The organism is Paraburkholderia steynii (assembly GCF_900100565.1).
Lineage (GTDB): Bacteria > Pseudomonadota > Gammaproteobacteria > Burkholderiales > Burkholderiaceae > Paraburkholderia > Paraburkholderia terrae.
This window is the reverse complement of the sequence record NZ_FNDI01000035.1, coordinates 61643-83235: the sequence shown is the minus strand read 5'-3', so window position 1 is coordinate 83235 and position 21593 is coordinate 61643. Positions and strand designations below refer to the sequence as shown.

At 59.3% G+C, this 21593-nt stretch carries 23 protein-coding genes; 1 reads left to right on the top strand and 22 read right to left on the bottom strand.

Annotated features, from left to right (window positions below; genetic code table 11):
- Positions 1-8: 8 nt before the first annotated feature.
- The 8 genes from BLT65_RS39520 to BLT65_RS39485 are packed head-to-tail and all read right to left on the bottom strand — an operon-like array spanning position 9 to position 6139.
- Positions 9-1007 carry an NAD(P)H-dependent flavin oxidoreductase gene (locus BLT65_RS39520; protein ID WP_091788867.1) on the bottom strand — a complete coding sequence of 333 codons (999 nt, stop codon included), beginning with the start codon at positions 1005-1007 and terminating at the stop codon, positions 9-11.
- A gap of 22 nt (positions 1008-1029) precedes the next feature.
- Positions 1030-1845: a 3-(cis-5,6-dihydroxycyclohexa-1,3-dien-1-yl)propanoate dehydrogenase gene (gene hcaB, locus BLT65_RS39515; protein WP_091788864.1), complete on the bottom strand. Its 816-nt coding sequence runs from the start codon at positions 1843-1845 to the stop codon at positions 1030-1032.
- Positions 1842-2393 (bottom strand): 3-phenylpropionate/cinnamic acid dioxygenase subunit beta, encoded by a 552-nt coding sequence (locus BLT65_RS39510; protein WP_091788861.1) that lies wholly within the window; start codon positions 2391-2393, stop codon positions 1842-1844. The genes hcaB and BLT65_RS39510 overlap by 4 nt, the downstream gene beginning before the upstream one ends.
- Positions 2390-3793, bottom strand: a complete 1404-nt coding sequence (locus tag BLT65_RS39505) for an aromatic ring-hydroxylating dioxygenase subunit alpha (RefSeq protein ID WP_091788858.1) — start codon at positions 3791-3793, stop codon at positions 2390-2392. Before BLT65_RS39505 ends, BLT65_RS39510 begins: the two co-directional genes overlap by 4 nt.
- 11 nt (positions 3794-3804) lie before the next feature.
- The gene (locus tag BLT65_RS39500) at positions 3805-4149 is read right to left on the bottom strand and encodes a non-heme iron oxygenase ferredoxin subunit (protein WP_091788855.1); all 345 of its coding nucleotides are present in this window, start codon (positions 4147-4149) and stop codon (positions 3805-3807) included.
- A 19-nt stretch (positions 4150-4168) separates the two neighbouring features.
- Positions 4169-5008 carry a DODA-type extradiol aromatic ring-opening family dioxygenase gene (locus BLT65_RS39495; RefSeq protein ID WP_091788852.1) on the bottom strand — a complete coding sequence of 280 codons (840 nt, stop codon included), beginning with the start codon at positions 5006-5008 and terminating at the stop codon, positions 4169-4171.
- A 7-nt stretch (positions 5009-5015) separates the two neighbouring features.
- On the bottom strand, positions 5016-5312 hold the full coding sequence (locus BLT65_RS39490) for an extradiol ring-cleavage dioxygenase (RefSeq protein ID WP_091788849.1): 297 nt from the start codon (positions 5310-5312) through the stop codon (positions 5016-5018).
- Positions 5309-6139, bottom strand: coding sequence for an alpha/beta fold hydrolase (locus BLT65_RS39485; RefSeq protein ID WP_208545874.1), 831 nt, complete (start codon positions 6137-6139; stop codon positions 5309-5311). The genes BLT65_RS39490 and BLT65_RS39485 overlap by 4 nt, the downstream gene beginning before the upstream one ends.
- 190 nt (positions 6140-6329) lie before the next feature.
- Here BLT65_RS39485 and BLT65_RS39480 point away from each other — a divergent pair, with 190 nt between their 5' ends.
- Positions 6330-6938 carry a TetR/AcrR family transcriptional regulator gene (locus BLT65_RS39480; RefSeq protein ID WP_091788846.1) on the top strand — a complete coding sequence of 203 codons (609 nt, stop codon included), beginning with the start codon at positions 6330-6332 and terminating at the stop codon, positions 6936-6938.
- Positions 6939-7298: 360 nt separating this feature from the next.
- On the opposite strand, the gene BLT65_RS39475 is transcribed toward BLT65_RS39480, so the two are convergent.
- The 14 genes from BLT65_RS39475 to BLT65_RS39410 all read right to left on the bottom strand — a co-directional run bounded on the left by BLT65_RS39475 (position 7299) and on the right by BLT65_RS39410 (position 21541).
- Positions 7299-7562, bottom strand: a complete 264-nt coding sequence (locus BLT65_RS39475) for a hypothetical protein (RefSeq protein WP_091788843.1) — start codon at positions 7560-7562, stop codon at positions 7299-7301.
- A 24-nt stretch (positions 7563-7586) separates the two neighbouring features.
- The gene (locus tag BLT65_RS39470; RefSeq protein WP_091788839.1) at positions 7587-8522 is read right to left on the bottom strand and encodes an electron transfer flavoprotein subunit alpha/FixB family protein; all 936 of its coding nucleotides are present in this window, start codon (positions 8520-8522) and stop codon (positions 7587-7589) included.
- Positions 8523-8535: 13 nt separating this feature from the next.
- On the bottom strand, positions 8536-9285 hold the full coding sequence (locus BLT65_RS39465) for an electron transfer flavoprotein subunit beta/FixA family protein (RefSeq protein ID WP_091788836.1): 750 nt from the start codon (positions 9283-9285) through the stop codon (positions 8536-8538).
- Positions 9286-9387: 102 nt separating this feature from the next.
- Positions 9388-11172 (bottom strand): acyl-CoA dehydrogenase family protein, encoded by a 1785-nt coding sequence (locus BLT65_RS39460; protein WP_244186963.1) that lies wholly within the window; start codon positions 11170-11172, stop codon positions 9388-9390.
- 65 nt (positions 11173-11237) lie between these two features.
- Positions 11238-12041 carry an SDR family NAD(P)-dependent oxidoreductase gene (locus tag BLT65_RS39455; protein WP_091788899.1) on the bottom strand — a complete coding sequence of 268 codons (804 nt, stop codon included), beginning with the start codon at positions 12039-12041 and terminating at the stop codon, positions 11238-11240.
- Between the two features lie 11 nt (positions 12042-12052).
- Positions 12053-13078 (bottom strand): NADP-dependent oxidoreductase, encoded by a 1026-nt coding sequence (locus tag BLT65_RS39450; RefSeq protein WP_091788833.1) that lies wholly within the window; start codon positions 13076-13078, stop codon positions 12053-12055.
- A gap of 23 nt (positions 13079-13101) precedes the next feature.
- Positions 13102-14658 carry a class I adenylate-forming enzyme family protein gene (locus BLT65_RS39445; protein WP_091788829.1) on the bottom strand — a complete coding sequence of 519 codons (1557 nt, stop codon included), beginning with the start codon at positions 14656-14658 and terminating at the stop codon, positions 13102-13104.
- 42 nt (positions 14659-14700) lie between these two features.
- The gene (locus BLT65_RS39440) at positions 14701-15963 is read right to left on the bottom strand and encodes an acyl-CoA dehydrogenase family protein (RefSeq protein ID WP_425273203.1); all 1263 of its coding nucleotides are present in this window, start codon (positions 15961-15963) and stop codon (positions 14701-14703) included.
- Positions 15964-16053: 90 nt separating this feature from the next.
- Positions 16054-16902 (bottom strand): enoyl-CoA hydratase/isomerase family protein, encoded by an 849-nt coding sequence (locus BLT65_RS39435; protein ID WP_091788823.1) that lies wholly within the window; start codon positions 16900-16902, stop codon positions 16054-16056.
- A 79-nt stretch (positions 16903-16981) separates the two neighbouring features.
- On the bottom strand, positions 16982-18205 hold the full coding sequence (locus BLT65_RS39430) for a thiolase family protein (protein WP_091788820.1): 1224 nt from the start codon (positions 18203-18205) through the stop codon (positions 16982-16984).
- A 20-nt stretch (positions 18206-18225) separates the two neighbouring features.
- Positions 18226-19341 (bottom strand): saccharopine dehydrogenase family protein, encoded by a 1116-nt coding sequence (locus BLT65_RS39425; RefSeq protein ID WP_091788817.1) that lies wholly within the window; start codon positions 19339-19341, stop codon positions 18226-18228.
- 102 nt (positions 19342-19443) lie between these two features.
- Positions 19444-20385 carry an SDR family NAD(P)-dependent oxidoreductase gene (locus BLT65_RS39420; protein WP_091788815.1) on the bottom strand — a complete coding sequence of 314 codons (942 nt, stop codon included), beginning with the start codon at positions 20383-20385 and terminating at the stop codon, positions 19444-19446.
- Positions 20386-20461: 76 nt separating this feature from the next.
- A complete protein-coding gene (locus BLT65_RS39415) occupies positions 20462-20710 on the bottom strand; it encodes a hypothetical protein (RefSeq protein ID WP_091788896.1) in 249 nt (82 codons plus the stop codon).
- Between the two features lie 93 nt (positions 20711-20803).
- Positions 20804-21541, bottom strand: a complete 738-nt coding sequence (locus tag BLT65_RS39410) for an OmpW/AlkL family protein (protein WP_091788812.1) — start codon at positions 21539-21541, stop codon at positions 20804-20806.
- Positions 21542-21593 lie beyond the last annotated feature (52 nt).

The window sequence follows — 21593 nt, the reverse complement described above, 5'->3', positions numbered from 1 at the left end:
GCTACGTCTCACGCAGCCGACACTCGCCAACCATCCAACAGCGCGCTGACCTGCACCTGCTCCTTTTCCAGGGTGTCGAAGTACTCGCGCTCAAGTTGCCTTACCATCTCGCCAACCGTGCTCACGCAGTCAATCGCTCCAAGCCCCTGCCCCGCAGACCACACGTCCTTCCAGGCCTTCTTACCAGCGCTGATATCACCGGAAAAATCAATCGGTTTGTCTTCGCGGTTTGCGAATACGTCGATTCCGGCGGCCTCCAACGACGGTTTCAGCCAATTGGCCAGCACGCCTGAAACGGCCTTCGATTCGACCAGGTCCTCGATGTGGCTCTGGACGACCAGATCGCGATAGGTAGCGGATGCCATGCTTTCCACCGTGGAGATGAATCGGGTACCCGCGACGACGAAGTCCGCACCCATCAGTTGCGCGGCACGGATATCACGGCCGCTCGTGATACACCCAGCGAGACCGAGGGGTCCGCTCCAGAACTGGCGCACCTCAGCGATAAACGCGAACGGGTTGTAGTAGCCCGTATGCCCCCCGGCGCCATGCGTCACCAGAATCAGCGCGTCAGCGCCGCTATCGACCGCCTTGCGCGCGAGCGTTGGCGTGACGACGTCGGCCATTACGATGCCTCCGTAGCTATGCACATGTTCGAGAACGCGCGCAGGACTGCCAAGGGCGGTCGAAACGATCCTTGGTTGATACTTCATGATCAGTTCCAGCTCGCGATCGAAACGGTCGTACGTGCTGTGAACGATCATGTTCAACGCCCACGGCGCAGCGTCAGGCACGTCGCCCAGCGCCGCCGTTACCTCCTCGAGCCACGCGTCGAGGAGCTCAACGTTGCGAGCATTCGGGCTTGGGAAACTGCCGACGACACCGGCCTTGGCACAGGCAATCGCCAGTTCCGGCCCAGACACCAGGAACATCGGCGCTGCCATCAACGGCAGTCTGCCCGGGGGGAACAATGTGTCGAGACAGCGGCGGGTCATTGCGTCTTTCATATTCGTCACGTGTCCCTTTGCGTCAAGTCTTGCGGCGGGGGCGACCGCGTACTTCCCAACCGCCGTCGCTTTGCAGGACGGCCGCGGTCGTAGCCGGTGAGTTGGTACGGGAAGCGAGCAGCACATAGTGCCCGGTATGGTCTTCGGGAAGAGCGATGAATCCGAGTGGCACGGCATCTGCAACCGCACCTGAAAACCCCGGGATCTCGGAAAGCTTTGCCCCCTGTTTGCCCAGTGATTCCGGCCCCTTGAGCGGCGTCACCGTGCCACCAGGCGCTACACCGTTCACGCGGATGTCCGGCGCCAGCTCGTAGGCGAGTTGGCGAATCACGCCCACGCAAGCGTGCTTCGACGCGACGTAGGTGGGTCCCCCGCCTCCCGCATAGAAGGCTGCATTTGAGAGTGTGAAAATCATGCTGCCCCGCGTCTCGCGCAATGCCGGTTCGGCCGCATAGGCCGCAAGCAGGTACGCCATTACGTTGACATCGAATACCTCCCGGAAGGTGTCCGCTAGCTGCTGCCCACTTTCGAATTTGCGCAGCGATGCAAAGTGGTCCCACACTCCTGCATTACCTACCAGTGTGTCGAGCTTGCCGAATGCCTTGAGCGTCGCGGCCACTGCTTCTTCGTTTGCAACTGGCGAACGTACGTCCCCGACCGTAACCGCGACCCGATCGCCGAACGCCAGCCGCAAGGCGTCGGCGCTGTCGCCGCTACGCACTAGCGCGCCGACCCCCGTGGCACCTTCGTCGAGAAAGCGTCGCAGCACGGCGAGCCCGATGCCCGAATTGGCGCCGGTTACGAGCGCCACATCATTGTCTAGCCAGCCCTTAGTCATAGGAAGGTATTCAGATTCTTGGACATCAGCAGCGATTGCGTGATGACGATCTTGCGGCGCGCGATACGGAACTCCCCATCGCCTTCCCGCAGCACATCCTCGCGGCGTCCAATCAGCAGATCGTTGTCCGCCTCACCGCGGCTGCGATAGTTAACAAAGACGGAGTGCACGAGATATTCGCCGGGCTGCGCCCCAAGCAATGCTTCGACGTTGCTGATCACATGCACATGCCGGGTGGGCGGATCCTCCGCCCACGCCGAGGGCTGTTTGAACCGCGCTATGCGCCGCTCGAGATCGAAGTGGTTGTCGTCAAAATAGGCGCCACGACCGCTAGCGTATGCGCCAAGCTTATCGGCGCGCCTGCGATTTTCGATCGCAGGCATCCAGTAATGAATGTCTTCCGCCATCAGTGCAAGCCACTCGTCCCACGCCTCGGTGTCGAGAAGCCGCGCCTCGCGGAACAAAAACTGCTCAATGCGACCAAGAATTTGGTGCTCTACTGCGCGTGTGCCCTGACCGGCAAATGCGGGCGTTGATACCGCGCTCATACGCCCTCCTTCTCGGAGGCTTCACGGACAAAAACGCTGTCGTCGAGCCGGGCCATGTCGCGCTGAGGCACGTCACGCCATGTACGAGCCTGCATAAGGTCCAGCCAGCGTCGATAGAACGCACGATGGTTGGCCTCATTGACCTGATTCCGGTAAACATTGCCCGGGAGATCACTGTTCTCCAGGTGAGTGCCTCGACCAAGTCCCATGTAGAGTTCCTGTTGACGCGTAATGAAACCTGCGTTGGTGCGTGTAGAAAACTCGAAATTCTCACCGTCGTCCATCTCGAACACTCCAGTCGGTGAGAACGTCATCATCGTGCCCTTGAGCCACTTGTCCTTGATCTCCTGCGGTGCACTCTTGTTGACAATGGTCCAGGTGTGCAGCTCAATCTTGCCCGGTCCGCGCGGATGCCAGACCCGGAATGTGTTCTGCCCGGGGAGGAACGAAAGGTTCGGAAACACGCTGACCGACGAAATCGAACCGATCATCTTGGAGCGAAATTCGCCGAGCCGTTCCGCAACCTTGGCCTGAATGCCATACAGGTACTTCCGAATGTCCTTGTCACCCAGCGTGGCCGCATTGCCGACCACGTCGAGGTTGAATTCCCAGCCGTGACCGTTGAAGTTGACGTGATAGGAATCAGGGTCCTTGTGGACCTCCGCGACCGGGCCACCCAGCATCGCGCGCGCGGCAGAATCATGCGTCCACAGCGCGTGATAGATATCGCCGATGAAGTTTTCTACCGGAACTTTCCAGTTACAGTTAATCACCGACTTGACGCATCCTCCGACGAACTCGGTTCCCTGCTCGTCCATGTCGAGGATCACGTCGAGGTAATAACGGAAGTCGCCGAGGTACTCGTCCAGGGATGGTGCGTCGGGATCCATATTGCCAAACACCAATCCCTTGTATGTGGCAACTTGTGCGACCGGATGCAGGCCATGCTCGGCACGGTTCATGCCGCTGCTTTCGAACAATTCTTGCCCGGCCATGCCACGTAGCGCCCCATCGATGCCGAAGGCCCATCCGTGATAGTTGCAGACAAACGTGCGCGCGTTGCCGGCATCGGTGAAGTTCAGTTTGTTTCCACGATGTGGGCACGTATTCAGGAAGGCTCTGATCGCTCCGTCTTTCTGGCGCACTACGATGACATTGTCCTCGGCCATGTAGGTGGTGATGTAGTCGCCTGCCCCGGGGATCTGAGACTCGTGACCAAGGAACAACCAGCTGCGAGCAAAAATCTTCTCCAGTTCCTGCTCGTAGATGCGCTGATCCCAGTAGAGCCGTCGGGACATACGCCCGACGTCGAGGTCGATCAACCGCTCCAATCCCGCCAGCGGCTCGCTGATAGGATCTTTGCGCAGGTGCTCGCAGTTTCCGGTGCAATCGTGTGCCATGTTTTTGCCTCTCAGATCGCCGACGCTGCGGCTTCGGATTCCTGATCGAGATCAGCGTAGACGTCGTCGCCCTCTTCGATCACCTTGTATGTCCGCAAATCGACCGTGCATGGGAACGCCATGGCTTGTCCGGTAGGAATATGGAACTGACCATCGTGAAGGGGACACGCGATCATGTCGCCATCGACGACTTCTCCTTCGGACAGCGACGCCGTCGCATGCGTGCACGTATCCGAAGTTGCGTAGTAGATACCGTCGACGTTGTAGACGGCCAGCGGGCAGCCCGGCGACTCGATCTTGCGCACCTGTCCCGGTTGCAATTGATTCCGTTTAATCAGAAATATCTTGTTGCTCATTTGAAAATTCCTTCCTGCATCACTGCGGGTGCAGTTGCACAAATCCCAGACCGGTGACCCACGCCGGCACAGCCTCATATGCGATCAGCTCTCCCTGAGCCCCTCCGAGCGCCCCCATCGCGCAGGCCCAGTTGCGGATTTCCATTGCTCCTTCACCGCCAGACTTGAGGATGTAGTCGTCCGTAAGCCGGCACAGCGCGTCGAGATCCCCTTTTTCCGCATAGCCAATAATTTCGCGGTCGAACGCTTCGTTGACCCGTCCCATTTGTGCGGAACCCACCCAGTGGCTGATGCCGCCGCTGCCGATGACGACGACACGCTCGTCATCCTGACTTCCTTCGACCGATTGCCGGATTTGGCCGCCGAGCTCAGCTGCGCGACGCAAGGTGATGTAGGGGTCGACGCCGCACGCCAGGTACACCGGGATAGTCTTGACGTCGAGGCCATCCGTTCGCAGCGGATTGACGAGAAGTTGCTGCGGAATCGCCACCGAATGGTCGACAGTGAAAGCGCGCGCCACCGCCCAGTCGAATCCCGTCGCGCGTCCGTGTGTCGCGATACGCGTCGCGAGAGTCTCGTTGTTGTGAAGGGTGCTGCGCTTGAGTCCGGGCAGTTGGTCAATCGGCCCATCCACATCGCCGATTGCGATCAGGTAGCCCGGCAGGCATTGCGGACCGAACAGGATGTAGTGATCGCACCCGATGATGACAACTGTGGTCGGTTTAAGCGCCTTGAGGCGCTGCGCACATTCCCGATAAGCGCCCCAGACTGAATCGCGCTGCTCCTTGGGTGGCGCTTCCGGTGCGACGTACATGACAGGATCGTGTGGAACCAGAAATGCGCCTACGATTTTTCCCATGATGACTCTATCCCTTCAATGCGGCGGAAAAAACCGCCTCGCCATCCTGCGCGTCGCGCAGTCTGGCCATGTATGCCGTCATGTCGCGCTGCGGCGAGAGCTCCTGCCAATATCCCATCGTCAGCATGCTATTGACGCCATGCTCCTGCAGGGCCTTTACGTCGAAGGACAAGATCATCGAGCGTTCCGCGTCCGTCAGCGAGAAACGCTCCAGCAACTGTGCCGCATCGTCCTTGAACCGTTGCTTGGTGCCCCGGTCGACGCACAGCAGGTACAGCACGCGCTCCACCGTGTTGCGGCTCACGATGGCTGTCCTACGAAATCAATGACGAGCCGCAGGAAATCGGCACGTCGCTCGGTCTGCACCCAATGGCCACACTTCGCGAACAGGTGCAGATCAGCGTTCGGAATGTGCTGTGCGAGAAGCAGGCCGCACTCTGGCGGCACGACCTTGTCCTCCCGACCGTGCAGCACCAAGGTCGGTGCCTCGATGTTCGCCACTGAGGAAGCCGGGAAACCCTTGACGATCGTCGGACCGTCTTCGTTGGGTTTTGGAATCAGCTTGCGCAATGCGTCCTGCGCACCCGGGCGTGCGCTCGCCTCGTAACGGGCGCGCACCATTTCTTCAGTGATAATCGACTGGTCATATGGGAACAGACGCATTGCCCGTTCCATATTTTCGAGCGACGGTTCGTACGTCCACGCCGATCGCAGCCCCGGCGTCTGCTCGAATTCTCCGGCGGGGGTGCCGAGCAATACGAGACGCTTGACGCGCTCTTTGTCGAACAGGGCGAGACCAATCGAAAGCGCACCGCCAAACGAATTGCCGACAAAGGATGCCTTCTCGATGCCAAGCGCGTCCATGATGCCGGTGAGGTGTCGCACCCACAGCTTGATGTCGTACTTATTGCCTTCCTTGAATTCCGTAAAACCAAAGCCGGCAATGTCGGGCACGATGACCCGGAAGTGCGCACCCAGCTCGCTCATCACACCCTTCCAGTTGGTCCAGCCCGACACGCCCGGACCAGAACCGTGCAGCAGGAACAGCGGCTCGCCCTGCCCGACTTCGTGATAGTTCGTCTGATGCTCTGCCGCCACCAGCGTCTTGCCGACGCCCACCAATTCGTCCATCTTCGAATCTCCTCACACCCGTTCCATACACATACGTATGTGTATGGAACGAATCGTAGAATCTAGGTTGTACGCTGTCAAGTAGTCTATCCTTCGATACGCATAGCGTTAACTCTGATTCAAATCGCCATACAGTTATGTATTTCGCGATGAGATACAATGCTTTTTTCTGCAATGATCCAAGATCCCGATGCCACGCTCTTCCGCGCCACGTGCGACAGATGAAACAAGCAAACCTCAACTCACTCCCGACGACTGGATCCGTGCCGCGGCCGAAGTGCTGGTCGACAAAAGCGTCGATGCCGTTCGGGTCGAGGTGCTGTCGAAGAATTTGGGCGTAACGCGAGGCAGTTTTTATTGGCACTTCAAGGATCGCGACGATCTGTTGAGCCACTTGCTGGTCAAGTGGCGCGACACGGCAACAGAGCAGATCATTGATCGCTTCGAAAAACGCAACATCAAGCCGCGCGAGTTGCTTCGTGACCTGCTTGCACTACCTTTTCACGGCGAGGCGGCACAAGTCGCCGCGTCGACCGAGCTCGCGATACGCGGGTGGGCCAGGCGTGACGAGATAGCGCGCCAATTCGTCGATGAAGTGGACGGGAAACGCCTGTCATACATCGCTCAGTGCTTCAGCGCACTCGGTTTCGACATCGCGGAATCGCGCAAGCGCGCATTTGCGCTGTACAGCTACGAGTTGGCTGAGTCCATGCTGTCCAACCAGGGAACGGAGAAGCAGAGAGACGAGCGTCGTACATTCATGGAGCACATGCTGCTGCGCGACGCCAAGGGTGCTTGACGCCGGATCGACCTGCTTGGGAAGTCGGCTGTTTGCTACCTGCACAGTGCTATGAGTTTCAAGACGCGGGCAAGCCGCTGCGCGACTCGAGCGCTTCAACTCTGCAAGCCGAGGTTTGCCTGCCGCGGCGATCAGCGGCTTGAACACGTTCAGCATGGGTTCTACGTCGGTTGCCGAGCTGAGGATCCGCGCAGCCATCCCGCCACCGTGCTGTCGAGTTAGTGAAGACCACACAGCAACTAGACACGCTGTTCGCTTTGAACGATCTGTGTACGGCGCGTAGGCAAATTTTTCGGCAGCCCGAGGCATGAGTACGTCAAGATGCGGCTCATCCATTTCACTTGGTGGCAAAGCACATTATCAGCCTGGCTTCTTCAACCGTATGTTTGACACCACCCCCAGATCTTGCATCTCCGTAGCAGCCTTTGCCTCACGAATCGCGCGATCGAAGGTACTCTCGGTGGCGACATGGGTGCGGTCGACATGCACAAGCCAACTGTTGAACTGCCAGCGCCAGCGGATGCGCCGATCTTCCAATAGATACGCAAACCAACGCCAGACTGACGCGTCTTCCGCATTTGCAGCCGACGCTGCCTCACGGCGCGCCTGTTGCATCGCGTCCATAAGCCGGTCTTTCTGTAGAGGCAATCATGACACGGTGTCGACGAGTTCAGGCACGAGCGTGAACAGGTCGCCCACCAGACCGTAATCGGCGACGCTGAAGATCGGCGCTCCTTCGTCCTTGTTGATCGCGACGATCACTTTGCTGTCTTTCATCCCGGCCAGATGCTGGATCGCGCCCGAGATACCGACTGCGACGTACAGTTGCGGTGCGACGATCTTGCCGGTTTGCCCAACCTGATAGTCGTTCGGCACGAAGCCCGCATCGACTGCGGCACGCGATGCGCCGAGCGCGGCGTTCAGTTTGTCGGCCAGCGGTTCGAGAACCTTCCTGTAGTTCTCGCCATTGCCTAGACCACGGCCACCCGAGACGATAATCTTCGCCGAAGTCAGTTCGGGACGATCCAGCGTCGTTAATTCGCGGCTCACGAAAGACGAGATGCCGCTGTCCGCCGCCGCTTCGGTTTTTTCGACTGCAGCGCTGCCGCCTTCCGCTGCAGTTGCATCGAAACCAGTCGTTCGGACTGTGATGACCTTGATCGGGTCAGCTGATTGCACCGTTGCGATTGCATTGCCGGCATAGATCGGACGCTCGAACGTATCAGCACTGTTCACTGCTGTGATATCGCTGATCTGCCCGACGTCGAGCTTCGCTGCTATACGCGGTGTGATGTTCTTGCCGTAGGCGGTCGCCGGCGCGAGGATGTGCGAATAGTCCTTCGCGATGTTCAGCACTGTGGCTTCAACGTTTTCTGCGAGGCCCGCTTCAAGTTGCGGCGCATCGGCCAGCAGCACTTTGCTAACACCAGCTATCTTCGCCGCTGCGTCAGCCGCGGGTTGCGCGTTGTGCCCTGCCACCAGCACGTGGATTTCACCGCCGATTTTCTGCGCCGCTGCAATCGTATTCAGCGTCGCAGCTTTGATCGACGCGTTGTCGTGTTCTGCAATTACCAGATTCGTCATTTTGTCAGCCTCCTCACAGCACCTTGGCTTCGGTCTTCAGCTTCTCGACCAACGCCTTCACGTCCGGCACCTTCACACCGGCGGAGCGCTTGGTCGGCTCGACAACCTTCAGCGTCTTCAGCCGCGGCGTGACATCGACGCCGAGGTCCTCCGGCTTGACGACTTCCAGCGGCTTCTTCTTCGCCTTCATGATGTTAGGCAGCGTCACGTAGCGCGGCTCGTTCAGGCGCAGGTCGGTGGTGATGACTGCGGGAAGCTTTAAAGACAGCGTTTCAGAGCCCCCGTCCACTTCGCGCGAAACGGTGGCCTTACCATCGGCAACAACCACTTTCGAAGCAAACGCTGCTTGCGGCAGATTCGCCAAAGCCGCCAGCATCTGGCCGGTCTGGTTCGAATCGTCGTCGATGGCCTGCTTGCCGAGAATGACCAGCTGCGGCTGTTCCCTGTCGACCAACGCCTTGAGCAGCTTTGCCACTGCCAACGGCTGCAATTCTTCGCCCGACTCGATCAGAATCGCGCGATCCGCACCGATCGCCAGCGCGGTGCGCAACGTTTCCTGCGATTGCGTCATACCCGCCGACACAGCGATCACTTCGGTTGCTACGCCCGATTCCTTCAGGCGTGCCGCTTCTTCAACTGCGATTTCATCGAACGGGTTCATCGACATCTTCACATTCGCGATGTCGACCCCCGTGCAGTCCGACTTGACTCGAACTTTCACGTTGTAATCGACCACTCTTTTGACTGGCACCAGGATTTTCATCTGCCTGCTCTCTGGGATCATTAAATTGCCCGACTTATTCCGTACGCATGGTGATGCGTCCACATCAGCTCGATACCTGCGCCTCGCCGGCGCGCGGTGGCTCTAAATCGCAGCTTCGTCCAGGGTTGTAATACCACCATGCATGACCGTAGTGGCCAGTGCGGGAGCTTGTGGCAGCACATGTGCGGCATAGAAACGCGCGCTCGTCAGCTTGGCCTGCAAAAATCCTTCGTGTCCGGTTCCAGCCTCAAGCAGGCGGCGCGCGGCGAGCGCTGCGCGTGCCATTTGCCACCCCCCTGCCACAATTCCCATCATGCGAAGAAAAGGAACCGCACCAGCCAGCACCTCGAGCGGATGAAGTCGATACTCCGCGATGATCCAGTCCGCCACGCTCTGAACTGCGGCGATGCCCTCTCGAAGCCGTAGTCCGACATCGTCGAGTGTCCGCACGATCTCTAACTCGGCCAACGTTTGACTGACCTCCGCAAGCCAGTGACGTAATGCGGCACCGTCGTCACGCACAATCTTTCGGGTAATCAAGTCGTTCGCCTGGATTCCCGTGGTTCCTTCGTAAATCGGGCAAATCAGCACGTCGCGTAACGGCTGGGACGCGCCGCTTTCGTCGATGTAGCCCAGACCACCGTGTATCTGGATGGATGTTCTCGTCACTTCTACAGCTGTCTCGGTCACCCACCCCTTGAACACCGGAATCATGAGATCCAAGAACCTCTCGCGCTCGTCACGCACTGCTGGATCGGGATGGTGATGCGTCAGATCCTGGGCGCTCGCGATCAGATAGCCGAGCGCGCGCATCGCCTCGGTCTGGCTGCGCATCGACAACAGCATCCGCCGGACATCCGGATGCCGAATGATCGGCACCGGCTCTTCGCTGCCGTCGATGGCCTTACCCTGTACCCGCTCGCGAGCATACGCCAACGCCTGCAGATAGGATCGCTCGCTGAGCGCGACCGCTTCCATGCCAACGTGGAAACGGGCCTCGTTCATCATGACGAACATCGTCTGCAAGCCCTTGTTTTCCTCCCCGATCATCCAGCCTACGGCTCCCTGCCCTTCTCCGCCATAAACCATCGTGCAGGTCGGACTCCCGTGGTTTCCGAGCTTGTGTTCGATGCCAGCACACTGCACGTCGTTGCGGGAGCTCCGGTGAGAATGCTCAGGTAGGAATTTGGGCACCGCGAAGAGAGATACTCCCCTCGAGCCCTCGGGTGCCCCTGCGGTTCGCGCCAGCACGAGATGAACGATATTGTCCGTCAGATCGTGCTCCCCAAAACTGATGAAGATTTTCTGACCGAACAGGCGATAGGTTCCGTCTTCACATGCCACTGCACGAGCGCGGAGTGCGCCAACGTCGGAGCCAGCGTGCGGCTCAGTAAGATTCATCGTCGCCGACCATTCTCCGCTAACCAGCTTCGGCACGTAGAAGGATTTCAACGATTCGTTCGCCGCGAGCATGAGTGCCTGTACGGCGGAATCAGTCAAATCGGCACACATGCAGAATGCCTTGTTGGCCGCCGTGAAGATCTCGCGCACCGCCGTGGACAACAGGACTGGCATACCATGGCCACCATACTCGACGGGCATCGTCAGCTTGTTCCAGTCCGCCTCCACGAAGAGTCGGAATGCCTCCCGGAAGCCTTGCGCCGTGGTCACGCCCTGCGGCGTCCATCGGGCGCCTTCGCGATCTCCAACGGAGTCCAGCGGTAGCAGCACTAGCTGTGCGAAGTGCCTGGCCTGCGACAGGATGGCATCCGTCAGTTCAGTGTCGGCCAGGCTCTCCACGTTCGGAGTCTGCAGAACTCGCTCGACGTCCGCCAATTCACGCAGAACGAAGTGCATCTCTTCAAGCGAGACGAGAATGGAATCCAATGAATGCTCCGATGGGTCAGTTCATGATTGGCATACGCCAGGGGATGGCGCACAGGTGACAGCGCCTAAACGCCTAATTTGCGACGCACGAGCATGCCGTAGCTGTTAGGAAGCAATCGCGATATCCAGTGAAGGGAACGCGCTCCATTTCCCACCAGTAGTCGCTTGTCGCCGCGAATCAGTCCTGCCAGAATTTCGCGAGCGCATTGCTCAGGTGTGGTCGTCATCTGTCGGACGTTGGCCGATTTGAGCTTGCGCTCGAGTTCCCCCTCGTGTTTCGCGCTCGGCACCTTGCTGATGTCGGTGTTGATGCCGCCAGGATGCACGAGCACGGCCCGCACCCCGGTCCCGTCGAGTTCCTGCCACAGTGTTTCGGTAAGGCCTCGAACACCGAATTTGGAAATCGTGTAGGCACCTGAGCAAGGCGTAGCGACGAGCCCAAACACGCTGGATACATTGACGATGCAGCCTTCGTGCCGGGCAAGCATCTTGGGCAGGAAGGCCTTGGTCCCGTGGATGACGCCCCATAGATTGATTGCGAGCACCCTCTCGAATTCCTCGAGCGTTGAATGCTCGATGGTGGCGAGGACCGACGTGCCCGCGTTGTTGATGACGAAATGCACATCCCCAAAGTGCTTGACAACCTCGTCTGCATGACGAAATACCTCGCTTCGGCTCGACACGTCGAGCACGTACGAACAGACATGCGTTCCGGTCGGCAACTGCGCCACAGTTCCCGCGAGGCCATTCGAACTGATGTCGGACAGAGCAAGACGGGCACCTCGACGAGCCAGCTCGAGCGCCAAGGCCCGGCCTATACCCGATCCGGCCCCCGTGATCACGACAACCTTGTTCTCGAAGAAAAGCATCCCACGTCCAGTCATGACGGATCCGCCACCTTCAGTATCAGCTTTCCGGGATCCTTCCCGCTGAAGGGAAGCGGCAAAAGCCGTGGCGCGTGCTCGAAACCCTCCACGATCTGCTCTTCGACGTGGATCTTGCCTTCCGCAATCCAGCGAGCGAGCGTCTCGATACCGGCCTGCAAACGGTCGCGGTAGAAGAACAACAAGATGCCTTGCACCTGCAGCATCTTGGTGCAGATGTTCATGTACTTCTTCGGCCCTGGAACATCCGGAGTCGTGTAGCCGGAGGACATTGCGCCGCAAATGACGACACGCCCACGCGGCGCCATAAGGTCAAACAGCGTATCGAGCATGTCGCCACCGACGTTGTCGAAGTATGCGTCGACACCGTCCGGGCACAGTTCACGCAGGCGCGCGACGAAATCCGGACTCTTGTAGTCCACAGCCGCATCGTAGTGAGCCTTCTCGGTAATCCAGCGACACTTCTCCGGCCCTCCAGCGAGGCCGATCACACGCTTGACCCCCATCGCCTTGCAGATGTCGCCGGCGATCGACCCGGTGGCACCCGTCGCGGCGGAAATCACCACGGTATCGGTAGGTTGGACCTTCAGTACGTCAGTCACCGCAAAGTAGGCCGTCAGGCCGCCAACGCCCAGTACCCCGAGATTCCAGGTCAGCGGATAGTCTGCCTTAGGGAGGATTTGCAGCGGCATTGGCCCGTCGACACGCGCAACCACGTAGTCTTGCCAGCTCAAGAAACCCGTCACGAGATCGCCTTCCGCATAGGACGGATGCCGAGACGCGACGACCTGCCCGATACCCATCGTGCGCATCGGCTCGCCGATTCCCACTGGGGGCATATAACCACCGTGCTCCGTAATCCAGATCCGTTGACTAGCGTCGTATCCGAAGTACAGGGAACGCACCAGCACCTCGCCGTCCTGAGGGGTGGGGAGTGATGCTTCACGGTATTCGAAATCTTCGACGCCGACCACGCCTTCCGGACGGCGACGCAACAGCCATTGTCGATTCAGTTCAGCCATGTCTCGCTCCTTTTGTGAATTGTTTAGATTGCGCGTTGCGCGTTTCGCCAATAGCTGGCACGAAGGTCTTTTTTCAGCACCTTCCCGACGGAACTCCGCGGTAGCTGCGCGATGATTTCGACGCTTTTCGGTGTCTTGACCGGCCCAAGCCTTTCACGGCACATCGCGATCAGCTCATCCGGCTCGACCGCTCCCCCCGGGACCAACTCGACGATCGCTTTCACCGCCTCCCCCCAGGTATCGTCCGGCACCCCGATTACCGCGCAATCCTGGACAGCCGGGTGCGACCAGATCACCTGTTCGACCTCGCTCGGATAGACATTGAAGCCACCACTGATGATCATGTCCTTCTTGCGGTCGGTGATGTGCAGAAAACCCTCAAGGTCGACGTGTCCGATATCACCGGTGTGCAGCCAGCCGTCCGTGATGACCTCGGCTGTTCGGTCAGGCTGCTTGTAGTACCCCTTCATCACAAGATCACCGCGCACACAGATCTCGCCACTTTCGCCCGCCGGCAAGACGTGCCCTTCATCGTTCATGATTGCCAGACCGTTCGACGCGCATGGCAGGCCACATGCATTGAGCCTCTCGTCGGAAGCGAGGCCATCACCGACAAAATGGTCGCCTGGCCGCATGAACGCGATCGCTCCGGGAGCCTCAGTCTGGCCGTAGCCCTGGAACATCACCGGTCCAAATACGGAAAGCGCCTTCTTCAGTTTTTCCACCGACATAGGTGCGGCGCCGTACATGAAGTAGCGCAGTGAGGAGAAATCCCGCTGGTCAATGCCCGGCATTTCCAGCAATCGGTAGATCACGGTCGGAGGCAGGAAAAATTCGGTGACCCGGTGCTGCTCGATGGCATCGACGAGTGCGACCGGATCGGGTTTCGACAGGATCACTACCGTCCCCCCGCGCACAGTCGCCGACAGCGAAAGGAACCCGGCGCTGTGCGTCATCGGCGCAGCTGCCAGATTGACGATCGGCTCGCCGGGCGCATAGTGAAGATTCATCAGCGAGCTGGCGATCGAAACGCCGAGATTGCGGTGCGTCTGCATCACGCCTTTCGGTGCCCCGGTGGTGCCGCCCGTCGGCATGATTGCCACCACGTCGGACATGTCGAATTCGACCTTCGGCGACGTCGCTGGCTTACCCTCCAGCCAGGTCGCAAGTGACGTGCACCCGGGGATGTCTCCGTCGATACAGACGAAGTGTTTCAGACCTGGACACCCTGCGCGCACCGCGTCCAGCATCGGTGCAAATGCCGCCTGAACGAACAGTACTTCGGCATCGAAGTTTTTCAGCAGCCCCACGCTTTCGTCGACACCCGCGCGCGGGTTCAACGGAACCCACGCGAGACCAGCCCTCCACATACCGAGCACGCACATCCATGCGAGCGGATGGTTGCCGGCAAGCACCGCGCCCTTGGCCTGCTTGGTCAGGCCTGCATCGATTAAACCGTGGGCGATCTGGCACGTCAGACGATATGTCTCGTCGTAACTCCATCGCTCGCCGCCAATCACGTACGCCGTGCCATGCCGGTTCAACAGCCAGCCGCGGTCGAAAAAGTCAATCATTGCCATCTTGATTCATCCAAATATCGAGCAATTGCCAAAGCCGTCCTTTCAGGCGCGAGCCCAACTTTCCTGTTGATGCAACTGGCTTAGCAGGTATCCATAGTGCGTGAACAGGATGTTGTTCTCGCCGTCCTCGATCTGCATTGCACGAGCGTCACGCAGAAGCTTCTCGATGGGGAACTCGCGTGTCAGCCCGACCCCACCGAACAGTTGCAGCGATTCGTTGACCACCGTCATCATCTCGCTCGTGCAAAATGCCTTGCCAGCGGCTGTGAAGTACGGATGAGCACGCGGCGAGCATTTCGTGTATTCGGCGACGTGCCTCGCCATCGAGCGGATCGCTTCGACCTTCGTCCCGATCACACCGATCCGGTACTGCGTGAGCTGGTGCTGGGCCAGCATCGCCCCGCCTTGACGGCGCTCATGGACATAGGTCAACGCGAGTTCGAATGCCGCGCGAGCGAGCCCGGCCGATATATGGCTCATCGCCGTACCTGCATGAGCCCACGCGTGTGCGTGCTTGAACTCGTAGTCGTCCCGAGTCGCGACGGCAAAGCGACGAGGCACACGCACGCTGTCGAAATAAATCTCGCCTTGCGGCAATGCGCGTTTGCCCAGCTTTTCCAAAGGCCTGCCACGTGAGATTCCCTTCTGGTCGAGCGGCACGATCACGTTGCACCCATAGGTGGTGCCGTCAGAGCCGTAGACTCCTTCGCCGTAGTCGGCGACGATGTCGAGGAGGGCGACCTGTGCCACGGCGCCGTTAGATACCCAGGCCGACGTTTGACCATTGATCACAATCTCGTCGCCGACGAAGCTCGCCTGGAGATTGCCCTTGTTGCCTTGCGAACCGGGGTAGCGCTCCGCGGCATAAAGGATGAGACCATCTGAACCGCGGTCCGGTTGTGTCGCTGCCCAACAACCGAGCTTGCCGGCGCACAGGTCGATCAGTTCCTGACTGCCGCTGGCCTGCGCCATCAACATCGGCATCGCACCTGCGCCGGTCGAGACGGCGAGTCCCGCATCCCCCCACCCAAGCTCCTCCATCACGATGGCTTCCATTCGGGCGGCCATGGCCGGTTCCAGTCCCACCAGCGCGTCCGGACCCAGCCCCAGCTTGGCGACCTCCTGATGAAATTGCCAGAACGGCGAGCCGGACTGGTATGCCTGGTCAGCGGGCAGCCGATCGATTTCACGTCCGATCGGGCGCATGACTTCTGCCGCGAATCGGTGCAACGCCGCCTGCGCACCGGCTTCCTCTTCCGAGAGACGCGACTCGAACCCGGACAGACCGACGACGGGCAACGGCACATGAGTTGACATGTTCACGATTTAGTTCCTGGTAACTAGCAATCAAAGCGACGAATCGATATGGAAACGTCGCGCCTCGTGATGGAGGATTTATGCCGAGGGGAGCGACTCGAGAAAACCATCGATCGTCCGCGGCAGGTCAAGCTCGCTTTCACGCGTCTGACCAGCCTTCAGGAGGGCCTGGACGGCCCGGGGCATATCCGGCAATTGCATGCTCGCGCGCCACGCTTCGTTTTCATATGCGAAGCCGGCGAACAGCGCGTCGGCCAACGAAGCGAAGGTTCGCTTGATGACCTCCCGATTGATGGCGATGGTATGGAGCGAGCGCTGCGCAATTCTCCTGGCGAGTTCCTCGACATACGCATGCAACTCGTCGTCCGCCAGTGCCTGATTGACGACTCCGTACTTTTGCGCCTCCTCGCCGCTGAAATCGCGCGCACTCAGCATGATTTCCAGTGCCCGAGCAGGACCACACGCCATCGCGAGCCGGGTGGATCCACCGCCGCACGGCAGAAATCCGCTACTGGCCTCGGGAGCGCAGAAGCGAGCTGACTTGCTCGCAAATCGCATCGTCATCCCAAGGATCAGTTCCAGTCCGGCGCCACGACATATCCCGCCCACCTTGGCGATGGTTACCTGAGGAAGACTTTGCAGACTGACGCTCAGCGATTGCAGGATATTGATGTCTTCGAATTTGCCTTTTGCAGCTGGGTCATTCCCAGCGACCAGCAGGTCGTTCAGATCAAAATGCGCGATGAAGAAATCGGTAACGGCGCTTTCGAAAATCACGACCTTCACGGACGGATCGAAGTTCAGGCGTCCGACCAGGCCGAACAGTTCCTTGACCATCTGAATCGTCATCAGATTGATCGGGGGATTGTTGATCGACACGTGCATGATTGCACCGTCGGTACGGATGGACAGCACTCCTTCACTCATGTTCATCTCCTGTAATTTCTTGTAGTCAACACTCGACCGCTGTCGAGCGCACAGCCGACGACACCCTGCTTGCGGCGCGTCACCGACCCAGAATGGTGATGGCCGCAACCGCTTCCTCACCTCCATACATCCCGCCTCCGTTCTCGGCGATACCGAACCGGGCGTTCGCGACCTGCCGCGGCCCGGCCTCGCCACGGAGCTGCAAAGCCAGCTCGAAAAGTTGGGCGATTCCGGTGGCCCCAATAGGATGCCCCTTCGATTCGAGGCCGCCTGAAGGGTTAATCGGAATGCGGCCGCCCAACGTCGTTGCTCCCGACTCAACCAGCGTACCGCCTGCTCCGATTTCGCAAAAACCAAGCGACTCGCTCTGAAGCAGTTCACCGAATGCAGATGCGTCATGCACCTCGGCGACAGACATATCGCCAGGACCAACGCTGGCTTCTTCATAGGCGCGCAGCGCGGCGAGTCGAGTGAGTGAGCGATCCCACGCATTGACGGGGCGATCTGTGCCAGTGCCAAGAACCGTAGCCATCACTTTCAAGACACGACTCGCCCTGATTCGTCGCAGGCCGGCCGCGTTGCAAATGACGGCCGCCGCCGCTCCGTCGGTCATCGGCGCACACATCGGGACGGTAAGAGGAAAACCGATGGCCCGTGCTGCAAGCACTTCGTCGACGGTGTATTCCCGTCGGAAATGGGCCGTTGGATTGAGAGTGGAATGCCGATGATTTTTTGCCGAAATCAATGCCAGCTGCCGTTGCGTGGTGCCGAAATCCCGCATATGCGCTCGTGCAAGGCTCGCATAGACCTCCATGAACGCGCTTCGATGCCCTGTTCCTGCATCGAACTGATCGCCACCGAGCTCGACCAGGAGTCGCCGCAGCCCTTCCGGATCGTGTACGTCGTAGCCGCCATCGAACAACCCGAACACTTTGGTCATGTCAGGGAAATTCATCTTCTCGACGCCCACCGCCAGCGCAATGTCGGCCATACCAGATCGCACATAGCTGACGGCCATATGCACCGCGGTCGCGCCGCTCGCACAGGCGTTCTCGACGTTCATCATCGGGATACGCTCGAAGCCCATCGACCTGAGCGCGATCTGCCCGGCCACGACGACCTGCCCTTCCAGTACATCCTGAGCGGTATTCGAAAAGAACGCGGCCTCAATCTCGTGCAGCTCCGCGCCGGCATCTGACAAAGCACCTTCTACGGCTTCGCGCGTCAGTTCCTTGACCGAGCGCTCCGGAAATACACCGAAGCGGGTCATGCTGATGCCTGCGAGATAAACGGGTTCTCTCATCATCTTTCTCGAACTGCCGCTTAAACGATGCGTTGATGCGTAACGCTGGCAAGTCCATAGGACTGCAGCGCGCCCATCAGTTCACGGTGGCCGAACACTTCTGAAGGAGATTTGAAGCCAGCCACGGCCGGCGTTCCGCGAATCAGTCGAGTCGCGCAATAAGCTTGCAACGCACCAGTCATCAGATAGCCACCGGTACCGTAGATCGTGCAGGTCGAGGCCACGTTGTTACCCCGGCCATGGCACCAGTCGATCGAACGATGAACGCTGCGCGACTCACGCGGTGGCATCGACGGAGTCATGGTCGCCGCGAGCTTGTCCAGCAGCGGGATCAGATGCTCATCTGGGATCCATTGGAGTTGGACCTTGTAGGCGCGCTCCAATTCGAGGACTCGTTTGTAGATGTCCTGATTCGAAAGAGCGACAGTCATTTTGCAGTTGCGCACGCGCGGATCATCGTGAAACCAGACAGGATTAGCGGTCCCACCCCAATGCGTCGCTTTCAATACCGAGCCGCCAGGGAGCTGGACGTCTCTCACTTCCACGCCGTTGTATTCCACGAGTTCATGATCGACGAGATACCGCGCCTTGTTGCGCACGATGTCGAAAATCGACTGGGTGGACGCCTGCGTCGGAACCGCTACGCCGTAGCCGAACATGTCGAGCGAGTCGACGCCTTCGGTCTCGAGACAGAATCGCGCGGTGATCTCGCTGACGGCGTACATGTAGGCAAGCGACGGCACAAGCAAAAGGCCGGCCTTCCTGAATTCCTCCCCGAAGCGCTCTCTGACGTCGAGCATGTATGCCTGCTCGCCCGTCGTGTCGAGGTAATGGATACCTGCACGCAGCGCGGCGTCGATAACGACCGGCCCCTTCCGCGTGAACGGTCCGACCGTGTTGCAAACCACGCGACGCCCCTGGAATAGCTTCGTGAGCGCGTCAACGTCGTGGTCGACCTCGACAATCTCATATTGCGCGTCCTCGATCCCAGGTACCACGCGCATCGCCTCTTCAATCCGGGCACGACTGCGTCCTGCGGCAACGAAGGGAACGCGCAGGTCCCGCAGATATTCGGCAATCAACCGACCCGTGTAGCCACTCGCGCCGTAGATGACAATAGGATAGTTACTGCTCACGTGTTGTCTCCTTGATATTGTGTTCTTGCGCCAACATTCAGCGCGCCTCGCGTGATCGACCGCGATGCTCTGTCGGTAGCCGACTGAACCGCGATCTATGGTTCATTCTTGTCCATCCACCCCTATATTCGCCCCTCCCATCGGGTGGGGGCTCGCTTTGTCCCGGGAGGTGGCCCGAGCCGACAACTTGACCTGCCGCACGACTTTCGTCAGCCCGAGCGCACCGAAAATCACGCGGTCGAATTGCCGGTCAGATAAAAGCCTGCCGATCCACCAGAGGGGATCCAACGGGTAGCGTGTCTTTGGCCTCGCTGCCGTGAGCGCTCGGTGAACCGCCCGGACCACGGACTCAGCACCCTTGGCCTTGCCTTCGAACCGTGCCAACGCCTGCTGAAAGGTCTGCCAAAGCAGCTCGTATGCCGTGCCTGAGAAGCGTGACGTCGGACATTGCGTCCCTGTCTTCGCGAACATGGCGGTCTTGACAAAGCCAGGCTCGACCGAGATCACTTCGATGCCATAGATCGTGAGCTCGCGCCGAAAAGCCTGCGTCACTGCTTCGAGCGCGTGTTTCGTCCCGGCGTAGGCGCCGAAGAACGGCACCGCAACGGCACCGCTCACCGAACTGATATTCACGACACGACCGGGCAGTTGGCAAGCGCCCTCACACGCACCGAGCAACGGAAGAAACGCTTGGGTCACGCAAATCACGCCGAGCACGTTAACTTCGAACAAAGCCCGGATCTCGTCGACCGGCAAATGCATGAGCGGACCGCAGGCACTAACTCCGGCGTTGTTCACAAGTCCCATCAGTCCCTGGTCGCCCACGATGTCTGATACTTGGCGCGCTGCGGACCAGACCCCGTGAGGATCCGTGACGTCGAAACACAGGGGGAAAAATTCCGGTCCAAGTTCGTTCGTCAATCGCTTGCCATCATCGTCGCTGCGAACACTGCCAAACACCCGGTATCCGTTCTTGATAAAGTGCCGGGCGATTTCATAGCCTATTCCGCTCGAGACGCCAGTTACCACAATTGAATCGCTCAATTCGTTCTCCTATGAAGGCATTGATCCAGCGACCGGATCCCGCGATTCACATCTCCCTACCGCGCCTGGCGACCACTCAGGCGGCACGTGCATAGGCACCGATTGTCAAACGGGCGTTTTCAGGGGGGAACACCTGCCAGGTACCGTCGTCGTGACGGAAGAAAAACAGCGCAACCGAGCCTTCCGGTCGCAGTGCCTCGACGCGCACGTAGCGCCTGCGATTCGGGTGGGTTCGACTGAAGCGGGTTACTCGCATCGGTGTCGACAACGTTTGGGGCAGCCATTTCTCCACCAGCAAACGTAGGGATGTTTCTACGGTGTACATGTACATCTCCTTCAACTTCGCTCCCGTCGGTTCTCGAATCAATGGGAGCCCCGTCCCGACAAGGCTTTGCCTGCGAACTTCCAGCTCAGTTCGCTAAAATTTGTACGAGACGTTAAGAAACGTCATAAGGGGGCGAATTCTCAACTTGGTTTGACTGACGACAACCGTGCCATTCGCAGTACGCCCGGTAAGGGTCACATTGGTGTCGGTCGGGACGTATATAAGTGAAGCACCGGCCGACCAATGCTTGCTGATTCGATAGTCAAACCCGGCTTGAAAAACAGGATTCCACGAGCTTGACGCCGACGCCGTAGCCGAGCTGCCGGGTCCGAAGCTCTGCGTGATAAATGTGCTGTTCGTGACTCGCGCGTTGGTAAACCACGTGTAGTTCACGCCGACGCCAACGAACGGGCGAAAGTGGTCCGTCGACTCGCCAAAGTGATAACGCACCGTCAGTTCGGGTGCCCACGTGCGCGCATCGCCCAGCACGCCATAGTTATTGAGTGTTCCCCTGCCTTCTACTTCTGTTTTGGCTGGAAAGCCCCCCAAAACCGCCAATCCAATGTGATCGGTAAAGTAATGCTCGAACATGAAGCCGACTGTGTCGGCACTACGCGCGCCCAAACCAGAACCCGGTTGGACCTCATTCACTGGCATCCCACCGATGCTTGTCACACGTAAGGGATCGCTGCCAGTTTGGGGAGTACCGTGCGCCCATCCGAGGCTCAGGACGTTATCGCCCGCGCTCTGCGCGTACGCGCCATTGCTCACTGCTCCAACCAATAGCGCGCCGCCCAGGCCCATGACCCGGACACATCTCCATCTCTTCATCACTGTCTCCGTATATTAGTTTTAATCGCGACGCTGTCGTTTTTTGGTCGTA

Coding starts and splice junctions, on each gene's coding strand:
- BLT65_RS39505 (WP_091788858.1), bottom strand. CDS start 3,793: ATGGCACACGATTGCACCGGAAACTGCGAGCACCTGCGCAAAGATCCT.
- BLT65_RS39465 (WP_091788836.1), bottom strand. CDS start 9,285: ATGAAAATCCTGGTGCCAGTCAAAAGAGTGGTCGATTACAACGTGAAA.
- BLT65_RS39455 (WP_091788899.1), bottom strand. CDS start 12,041: ATGCTTTTCTTCGAGAACAAGGTTGTCGTGATCACGGGGGCCGGATCG.
- BLT65_RS39520 (WP_091788867.1), bottom strand. CDS start 1,007: ATGAAAGACGCAATGACCCGCCGCTGTCTCGACACATTGTTCCCCCCG.
- BLT65_RS39430 (WP_091788820.1), bottom strand. CDS start 18,205: ATGAGAGAACCCGTTTATCTCGCAGGCATCAGCATGACCCGCTTCGGT.
- BLT65_RS39480 (WP_091788846.1), top strand. CDS start 6,330: ATGCCACGCTCTTCCGCGCCACGTGCGACAGATGAAACAAGCAAACCT.
- BLT65_RS39415 (WP_091788896.1), bottom strand. CDS start 20,710: ATGTACACCGTAGAAACATCCCTACGTTTGCTGGTGGAGAAATGGCTG.
- BLT65_RS39485 (WP_208545874.1), bottom strand. CDS start 6,139: ATGGACGAATTGGTGGGCGTCGGCAAGACGCTGGTGGCGGCAGAGCAT.
- BLT65_RS39445 (WP_091788829.1), bottom strand. CDS start 14,658: ATGGCAATGATTGACTTTTTCGACCGCGGCTGGCTGTTGAACCGGCAT.
- BLT65_RS39450 (WP_091788833.1), bottom strand. CDS start 13,078: ATGGCTGAACTGAATCGACAATGGCTGTTGCGTCGCCGTCCGGAAGGC.
- BLT65_RS39510 (WP_091788861.1), bottom strand. CDS start 2,393: ATGAGCGCGGTATCAACGCCCGCATTTGCCGGTCAGGGCACACGCGCA.
- BLT65_RS39500 (WP_091788855.1), bottom strand. CDS start 4,149: ATGAGCAACAAGATATTTCTGATTAAACGGAATCAATTGCAACCGGGA.
- BLT65_RS39495 (WP_091788852.1), bottom strand. CDS start 5,008: ATGGGAAAAATCGTAGGCGCATTTCTGGTTCCACACGATCCTGTCATG.
- hcaB (WP_091788864.1), bottom strand. CDS start 1,845: ATGACTAAGGGCTGGCTAGACAATGATGTGGCGCTCGTAACCGGCGCC.
- BLT65_RS39470 (WP_091788839.1), bottom strand. CDS start 8,522: ATGACGAATCTGGTAATTGCAGAACACGACAACGCGTCGATCAAAGCT.
- BLT65_RS39435 (WP_091788823.1), bottom strand. CDS start 16,902: ATGAGTGAAGGAGTGCTGTCCATCCGTACCGACGGTGCAATCATGCAC.
- BLT65_RS39410 (WP_091788812.1), bottom strand. CDS start 21,541: ATGAAGAGATGGAGATGTGTCCGGGTCATGGGCCTGGGCGGCGCGCTA.
- BLT65_RS39475 (WP_091788843.1), bottom strand. CDS start 7,562: ATGGACGCGATGCAACAGGCGCGCCGTGAGGCAGCGTCGGCTGCAAAT.